This is a genomic window from Myxococcus vastator, from assembly GCF_010894475.1.
GTDB lineage: Bacteria > Myxococcota > Myxococcia > Myxococcales > Myxococcaceae > Myxococcus > Myxococcus vastator.
Genome location: NZ_JAAIYB010000386.1, coordinates 1 through 8181 on the forward strand (window position 1 = coordinate 1; position 8181 = coordinate 8181).

Here is an 8181-nt window from a genome sequence, read left to right on the forward strand (position 1 = left end):
GCGGNGGTCGCGGTGGTGGGCGCGGGGGGCTCCAGTGACCCGAGTGGCAAGGAGGGCCTGGCGCACGTCGTGGAGCACCTGGCCTTCCGTTCCCGTCACGCGGGCGGGCCGTCGGTGTGGTGGCGCCTGGAGGCGTCGGGCGCGGGCTTCTACAACGCCTCCACCAGCCTGGACTACACGTCCTACGAGACGCTGGGCCCCAAGGAGGCCCTGCCCGTCCTCCTGAAGCTGGAGGGCCAGCGTCTGGCCGCGCCGCTCGCGGGCGTGAGCCCGGAGGTGTTCGCGGTGGAGCGCGAGGTGGTCCGCAACGAGCTCCGCCAGCGCAACGAGACGGGCTACGTGGGGCAGGTCTTCAGCTGGATGAACGCCGCGGCCTTCCCCGGTGGCCACGCCTACGCGCGCCCGCTCGCGGGGACGCACGAGTCGCTGTCCGCGCTCAGCCTGTCGGACGCGCAGCGCTTCGCCCGGGCGAACTACCGCCCCGACAACGTCACGCTGGTCATCGCCGGTGACGTGGACCTGGCGGCCGTGGAGGCCACGCTCCGCACCCACCTGCCCGAGGCCTGGGTGGGCACGGGCGCGCCCCTGGCGCTGGAGGCGCGGCTGCCCGCGCAGCCCGCGGCCCCGGCCACCACGCCTGCCCAGAAGTCGGTGCCCGTCTTCACCGCCGCCGTGCCCACCCCGGAGGTGTATCTGTCCTGGGTGCTGCCGCGCGGCTTCGATGAGGCCAGCGCGGTCCAGGACTTCGTTCGCGCCAGCTTCAGCCAGAACCTCTGGGGCGCGGTGCGCAATGACGCCGACATCGCGGACATCTCCACCAACCTGATTCCGGGGACGCGCGCCTCGCTGCTGGTGGTGCGGGTGCGGCTCAGCCGGGGGGACGACCCGGCGCGCTCGGCGGGGAAGGTGTTGGACCAGGTGCAGAACGCGTGGGTGCAGGAGATACAGCCCGGCTCCGTGCTGGGCCGCGAGTTCGACTTCCAGGCGATGCGCCGGCAGGTGGTGACGGGCATGGTGCTGGAGTCGGAGGACCTCATGTCCCGCACCGAGCGCCGGGCGCTGCTCACCCACTTCACGCAGGACGTTCGCTCCTACACCCGCTCTCAGGTGGCGCTGATGGGGCTCGTCGGCGGCAAGGTGACGGACTTCTCCTACCAGTGGCTGCAGCGGGACCGGGTGCGAATGATTGTCGTCCGTCCCGGTGAGGTCCCGGGCGCGGCGACGGTGGCCGCCGCGCTGTCCGCGGACGAGGAGCCGTGGACTTCGCCCGCGGAGCAGGTGACGCCGTCCATGACGGCGGCGCTCGATTCGCCCGTGCAGGTGCTCAAGCTGGACAATGGCATGGAGGTGCTGCTCGCTCCGCGGCCGGGCCTCCCGGTGGTTCGTATCGGCGCGGCGCTGGGCGGTGGTTCGTCCCATGGCGACAAGCCGGGCGTGGCGGATTTGGCCAACTGGGGCTCCTTCCGGGAGTCCTGGTTCGAGGGCCGCCCCAGTGACTGGGGGCTGCATTCGACCTCCTCCTTCCAGCGTGACCACCTGCGCGTCGGCCTCTCCGGCACGGCTGGCAACGTCGGCAACATGCTGGCGATGCTGGCTGAGCAGCTCGACTCCACGCGGACCTCCGAGGACGTGGTGCGCTACTACCGCGAGCAGGTGCTGCCCTGGCGCCGGGCGGTGGACTCGAATCCGGAGCTCCTGGCCGAGCGTCACCTCCAGAAGGCGCTGTATGGCACGCATCCCTATGCGCGCGAGGTCACCGGCGAGGAGCTGGCCCAGGTGTCCTGGACGGAAGCCGAGGCGTGGCTGAAGGACGTGTACCGCCCGGCCAACACGGTGGTCGTCATCGCCGGCGAGTTCGACGTGAAGGAAGTGGAGGGGCTGGCGCGCAAGTACCTGGGCGGTTGGAGCCGGGGGAAGGCGACGCCCGTCGCCACGCCGCCTTCGCCTGAGCTGCCGGTGGCGGCTTCGGCCGCGAAGGCCCTGCTCACGCCACGCCCCGGCGCGAGCCAGGCCCAGGTGCAGTTGGCCTGCCGGCTGCCCACGGCCACGCCCGAAGCAGAGGCGCGCTACGCCTTGATGGCGGAGCTGATTCACGGCCACGCCTGGGGGGAGATGCGCTCGCGCCGGGGCGCGACCTACGGCTTCTCCGCGCGGCCCTGGCTGGGGCGCGGCGGCGCGGCCCACCTGGTGCTGGAGGGCGCGGTGGATGCGCAGCGCATGGGTGAAGGCATCAGCACCGTCCGTCAGATTCTCGCGTCCTTCGCGAAGGAAGTGCCCGCGCCCACGCTGGAGCGGGCCCGCAGGGGCATGCTGGCGGCGCAGGCGGTCTCCTTCATCAGCTCGGAGGCCTGGGTGAACGCGCTGCTGACCGCGCGCGTCCGTGGCTTCGAGCCGGACACGGTGACGGGCCGGCCCGCGCTGCTCCAGGCGGTGACGGCCGAGTCCCTGCGGAAGGAGTTCGAAGGCTGCCAGCAGCGGCTCGTCGTCTCCATCACCGCCGACGAGGGCCAGGCGCGGTCCGCCATCCAAGCCATGTCCCAGCCGTAGCCCACCCCAGCCCCTGCCTGCTGGCCGCCTCGCCGGGGCAGGGGCTGGCGTCCACGGACTGGCGACTGCCTATGTTCTCCAAGAGGAGGGCATCGCCATGCCAGATGTGGAAGCGCCGCGGCCCCTGTCCGAGCCGCCAGACGAGGCGGGGGAGCGACAGGGCCGCTACATGGAGGAAGAGCCGGGCCACACGCCAGGGAGCGCGGAGGGCGACGACGAGGACGCGCCGCACCGTGCGCACCCCTACCCGGACCCGGACCACACCCCGGGGCAGGCAGAGGGCTGAACCCCGGGCCGCAGGGAGGGCTGCCCTACCCGTGGACGAAGTCTGGCGCAGGACTTCGCGCCCTTCTGGCGGCACGGCGTGCTCATCGCCGGCGCCGCGTGCGGCTCATGGGGTGTGAGCGAGCAGGTTCACCAGCCGTCCGAAGGGGTCGCGCACGAAGAACCTGCGCACGCCCCAAGGCTCGTCAGCCGGTCCATACTCGATGGGGATTCCCGCCTTCTTCACCCGGGCGATGGCCGCATCGAGGTCGTCGACCTCGATGGACATGTCTGGCACTGGCGCGCCTGAGCCCCCTTGCGACATGAAGCTGACCTGCACCGTCATCGTTTCGCTTGAGCCGTAGGTGGTAATCCAACCCATATCCATCAAGACGTCGAGCCCGAGGACGTCCCGATAGAAGCGGCTGGCGGCTGCTGGCTCAGACACGCCCACGTTGGTGACAATTCGCATGACCTTCACGACGGCCTCCCCCAGGCAGTGCCGGAGTCCGAACGGTTGACGTTGATTGCGTCGTCTGTGCGCTCGGCGACCCGGCGGGCTTGGACTTCGGTCAGGGCTTCGTTTGGCGTCATTGGCGCAATGTGCCCGGGGGCGGCCCGCCTCGTATTGAAGAAAAATGCCACTCGTCGAGCGGTACGTGGTTGCGGTCCTCATCCGACCGGGGGCGATACGCGACGGGAGTGGCTCCCGAGAAGGCCCTGAACTCGCGGACCAGGTGTGCCTGGTCCGAAAACCCGTGCTCACCGGCCAGGCTGGCCCAGGTCATCTCCCCCCGGGCTGATGCGAGCACGTGCTGGAACCTGGCGATGCGCGCGAAGAGCTTGGGCTTGACGCCGACATGGGCTTGAAACCGCTCAATGAGCCGGCGCGGCGACAAGCCGAGTTGAACGCCTACCGCACGGACGCTCGCGCCGCCCATCAACAGGGAGCATGCGATTGCCGCGGCTGCGTCGCGAGGCTCGGACGCGCGGCCCCGTGCGAGCAGCGCTGCTTCGAGCACGTCGAGCCGGGCCGCGGAGGTGGGGGCCTGCAGCAGGCGCTCACGAAGGAGGGGGCTGTCACGCCCCCAGATTTCGGAGAGGTCGACGACCCTCCCCGTAAGCGCCGAGGCCGGCATGCCCAGAAACGGCGATGCGCTCGCGGGAGCGAAGCTCACCCCGCAGATGGAGCGCTGGCAGGCCGTGTCGACGACTCTCGGTGCGGTGTGGACGCCCTGAATCACTGCACCGCGCGTCTTGTGCGCCAGGCGGCCGTCGAGCCTGTAGTCCCGGAACGCGTCCTCATGAAGATTGACGAGGAGCTGCATACGGCCAGAGGGCAGCACCCGTTCGAAGCCGTGGGTGAGCTGCCCGTCGTACGTCCAGAGGGACTCCACGAGCGGTGCCAGCGTGGGGCTCCGAGGCCGGCGCGCGAGAATCATGGCCCGACGGTATCAGCGCCGGGCTCCACCAGGGGCGGCTGATGCGGAGCCCACCTGCTGCCAGGAGCGGGGGCGTCAGCTGAAGTGACGCCCCAGCGCCGCGGCGACGTGCGGATGCGCCTCCGCCCGCCTGGCGGTCGCTGTCAGGTTGGGGCAGTGCTGGGCGAACCAGTCCTTGCCCGGCCGCCAGCGCGTCATCACGGTGACGTAGAGGTCCAGCGCGCTGAAGCACTCGCCGAGCACGTGGGGCTTGCCCACCTGGGCTTCGATTTCACGCCAGAGGGTGGCGCGGCGCTCCATGACGGTGTCGTGCAGCCGGTCCGCTGCGGGGCCGGCCAGGGTCCACTTGGGCGGGTCGTCTGCGTACGTGAACGTCGGGTACACCGCGCCCACCAGACGGAACAGGAGATTGAGGAAGCGCACGCGCTCGGGGGCCGTGGGCGCTGGCGCCAGGCCGCTCTGGGGCGAGGCGTCGTGCAGGTGCAGGATGATGGCCGCGCTCTCCGTCATCACCGTGCCATCGGGGAGGACCAGGGTGGGCACCTGTCCCAGCGGATTGAGCTTCAACAGCCGGTCGCGTCCGGGGCCCGGCTCCAGGTAGGGCAGGTCCGTGAGCCGGTGCGGAGTGCTGGTGATTCGCAGCGCCATCTCCACGATGGCCGAGCCGCACCCCGGAGAGCCAATCAACTCGTAGTCGTTCATGGAACGAGGGGATACCTCAGGGTACCCTCGCCGGCATGTGAAAGGAGTCGCTTCGCCCCCATCATGTAGAAGTTCGCTCAACGCGTCCGCGAAGTAGTCAACATTGGTTTTCCATCCCACGTGTGCAGCCCCGCAGGAGGGAACGAGCATGAAGTACTACCAGTTGTCCGAAGACGACTTCCTCGGCCATGGCATCACCTCCGGCCCGACGTTGCCAGACGAGAGCATCATGGCGGGAAAATGGGTTGAGGCGGACACCTTGCCCAGGCTGGTCTACGAAGTGGATACGCCTGATGACGAACCCTGCCAGCATTTCATGAGCGGCGGAGCAGTGCTCGCCAGTGAGCGCTTCATCCAGGTTCTGCGCGGCGCTGGCGTCAACAACTTCCAATGCTTCCCTGCCCTGCTCATCAATCCAGAGACTCAGAAACAGCGCTCGGGGTTCTTTCTATTCAACGTGCTCGGCCTGATAAAGGCTGCCGACATGCAGAAGTCTTCTTTCGAGACCTTGATGGAGGCAGACGCGGAAGGTGTTGATGTTCCGCTGGTGTCATTCAGTAATGTCGTGTTGGATGGCACGAAGTCGCGTGGATTGCGCATGTTCAGGCTGGCGGAGTCCCCCGATGTGCTGGTCATTGATGAGACTGTGAAGACAGCCCTCAAGGAGAATCGCCCAGAAAGCGGATGGGGAGTTGTCTTTGAGGAACTCGATTCAGTGTGACTGTCTTGGATGTGCTTGTGCGGAATGCCAGTGATTCGCAGCGACAGTCCCACGATGGCGCGAACCGCGCACTGGTGAGCCAAGCAAATCGTAATCGTTCCTGGGCCGTCCCGTCATTGCCCCGGAGAGGGCAGTGGCTGCCAGTTGGGAACCAACGTGTGGACGATTTCCCCGGAGGCCGGAATCATCAACTCCTCCCGGTGGAAATGGGCGGGGACGTAGCCGCTCAGAAGGAAGATGGTGGCGGGACCTGGAGGCACATTGCGGAAGCGCGTCGTCGGACCAGCCGCTTCGTACGCTGCCAACGGTGCGTCTTCCTCGCCGAAATGGATGAATCCCCGCTCTATAGCGAGGAACTCAGCGGCGGCCTCGGTGGTCGGCGCGGGAATCCGCCCGGGATGCAAGTTCATGGCCGCGCCGGCCTCGTTCAAGGCCCAGACAGACAGGGGGCCGTCGGGGAGTCCTTCCAGGACGAAGGTGCCGTCTCCCGTGGTCACCGTTTCCGCGAGGATGGGGGCTTCCCCCATGCGGGATGAGATCCACTCGACCAGGAGTTCCCGCCCCATCCACGTGCAATCCGAGAAGAGCCGGACAGGCACCTCCCCGCGGCGCGGCTCCCAGGTTATCGGAGTTCCTTCAGGACATGGCAGTTCGGACACGGACGGCGGCTCCCTCGACACGGCGGAGACGCGCACGCCTGCGCGGGGCAAGCCTCGCTCATCCACGACGGTTCCACGAAGGCTCCGGCCCGAGTCAGGCCGGGGGAGGGTGTCCAGGCCCATCAGGCTCCGGTGGGCATCACCCACGATGCGCTTCGTGGCTCGCGAAGATGCGGCGGCCCCCGCGCCACGGTCGACAGCCTTTGACGTGGAGTGTGCTTCCCATACGAGGAGCGCGATGACTCCAATGGCCAGAATCGTGAATGCCCCGCCACGTCGCATGCGCCGCTCCCTCGTCTCCGTCCTTTTCCGACGGTAGGGAGCCGCGGCGGGGCAATCCTCACGGAACCATCATGATTGGCTCAGCAGTGGTGCAGCGGAGGCGCGACAGCAGGACGCAGCGGTTCGCGTGGGAGTGCATGCGCGCGGGGGGGGCCGGAGTCACTCCCGTAGCTCGCTGTTCGGAAATGTCGGGGGTTTTGCGCCGCGAAATCTCCCGACATTTCCGAACAGCGAGTTGCCCAGGTGCGCCCCGGCCATCGAGGCGCCTCGCCTCATGGCGCAGCTCAAAAAGCTGAGCGACGGCGTCGCCGCGGTGGGCGAACCCTCTGGCTGCATCACGCGGAAGAGTGGCCGCCAGGGCGGACGGGGTGGCCTGATGCAGCCCGGAGCGGGTCCGCAGCCGCCACTTGCGCAGCAGCGCCGTGACTTTGCTTCATGCCAGCGCAACGGGGCTGAAGTCGGGACGGCAGGGCGGCGGGAAGAGGACCCGGTCGCCGCGCGAAGAGACGGCGCCTCGGCGAATGCAACGGCCCGCACGCCGCGCCGCCGCACCTGCGCAGCCCCTCATTTCTTCCGAGGCTTTGGGGCCGCGGGACGAGCCGGCGCGGCGGGGGGCTCCACGGTTCCCAGCGTGACGGGGCCCTCGCGGTACAGGGCGTTGACCTTGCCGCCGCGAAGCTCCAGGGCCGCGAGGTTCCGCCCGTACCCGGTGCTCAGCCCGGTGTCGATGAGCAGCGCCTTGCCGTTGAACCGCACCTTCACTTTGCCGTCGCGGTTCGTGGTGTGCCCCATGACCATGCGCCTGGCGCCATAACGCTTCAGCACCGCGTCCAGCGCGGACTCGGCGTCCCGCGGCTCGCCCAGCGCGTAGCCTCGGAACCACAAGGGGCCTTGGGGATCTCGTGCGCCGCCGGGCGGATGGTCGGGGAAGAAGTCTTGGCGCACCCAGCGGTTGAGCTCGGCCAGGTTGCCGCCGGGAACGCCGGGCGCGACGCCGCCGTGCACGAAGAGCGTGTCGTTGATGCGCACCACGGCGGCGTGCTTGCGCAGCCACTGGCCATAGCGGCCCTGGAGGCTGTACGCGACGCGGTGCCCGTTGAGGCCGGGCGGGGCGCCGGCGCTGTCCTGCTCGGGGCTCAGGTCCGCGAACGACGCCATCTCCCCGGGGCTGACGTAGCGCACGTCGCCCAGCATGTTCATGGCCTCGTGGTTGCCGAGCAGGGCGTGGACCCGTCCGCCCGCGGCGAGCGCCTCCTGCTCCAGCCGCATGAGCAGCTCGAACGCCGCTCGCGTCTGGTCTCCCCGGTCCGGCACGTCGCCCGTCTGGACCAGGTGCGCCTTGGCGCCAATCCACCGGTCCTTCGCGTCGATGAGGCCGGCGAGCCGAAGCACCTCCTTCAGGGCGTCCACGTCGCCGTGGACGTCGCCCACGGCCACCACGCGCGCCACGCCGGTGAAGGTGTCGGGGACCACGTCCTCCAGCCGAGGCGGCGTCGGGGCCTTGGGCGCGGGCGCCGCCGCCAGGAGCAGCGGGACGAGCACGAGCAGGGGGGGCGTGCGGAGC

The 8181-nt window shown here is 69.3% G+C and carries 8 protein-coding genes; 3 read left to right on the plus strand and 5 right to left on the minus strand.

Annotated elements, in window-relative coordinates; genetic code table 11:
* Window positions 1-15: 15 nt before the first annotated feature.
* Both G4D87_RS28940 and G4D87_RS28945 read left to right on the plus strand, forming a co-directional pair.
* On the plus strand, window positions 16-2547 hold the full coding sequence (locus tag G4D87_RS28940) for a M16 family metallopeptidase (protein ID WP_443192653.1): 2532 nt from the start codon (window positions 16-18) through the stop codon (window positions 2545-2547).
* Window positions 2548-2644: 97 nt separating this feature from the next.
* The gene (locus G4D87_RS28945) at window positions 2645-2833 is read left to right on the plus strand and encodes a hypothetical protein (RefSeq protein WP_163785943.1); all 189 of its coding nucleotides are present in this window, start codon (window positions 2645-2647) and stop codon (window positions 2831-2833) included.
* A gap of 105 nt (window positions 2834-2938) precedes the next feature.
* Here the strand turns inward: G4D87_RS28945 and G4D87_RS28950 are convergent, their stop codons facing one another.
* The 3 genes from G4D87_RS28950 to G4D87_RS28960 all read right to left on the minus strand — a co-directional run bounded on the left by G4D87_RS28950 (window position 2939) and on the right by G4D87_RS28960 (window position 4955).
* Entirely contained in the window at window positions 2939-3283 is a 345-nt protein-coding gene (locus tag G4D87_RS28950; RefSeq protein WP_240358693.1) for a VOC family protein, read from the minus strand.
* A 118-nt stretch (window positions 3284-3401) separates the two neighbouring features.
* Window positions 3402-4253, minus strand: a complete 852-nt coding sequence (locus G4D87_RS28955; RefSeq protein ID WP_163785945.1) for a helix-turn-helix domain-containing protein — start codon at window positions 4251-4253, stop codon at window positions 3402-3404.
* Between the two features lie 75 nt (window positions 4254-4328).
* Entirely contained in the window at window positions 4329-4955 is a 627-nt protein-coding gene (locus tag G4D87_RS28960) for a glutathione S-transferase family protein (RefSeq protein WP_163785946.1), read from the minus strand.
* 148 nt (window positions 4956-5103) lie between these two features.
* Here G4D87_RS28960 and G4D87_RS28965 point away from each other — a divergent pair, with 148 nt between their 5' ends.
* Window positions 5104-5676: an imm11 family protein gene (locus tag G4D87_RS28965; protein WP_163785947.1), complete on the plus strand. Its 573-nt coding sequence runs from the start codon at window positions 5104-5106 to the stop codon at window positions 5674-5676.
* A gap of 113 nt (window positions 5677-5789) precedes the next feature.
* On the opposite strand, the gene G4D87_RS28970 is transcribed toward G4D87_RS28965, so the two are convergent.
* Both G4D87_RS28970 and G4D87_RS28975 read right to left on the minus strand, forming a co-directional pair.
* Window positions 5790-6275, minus strand: coding sequence for a hypothetical protein (locus G4D87_RS28970; protein ID WP_163785948.1), 486 nt, complete (start codon window positions 6273-6275; stop codon window positions 5790-5792).
* 906 nt (window positions 6276-7181) lie between these two features.
* Window positions 7182-8181: metallophosphoesterase (locus G4D87_RS28975; RefSeq protein ID WP_163785949.1), on the minus strand; the 1000-nt coding region annotated here is incomplete at its 5' end.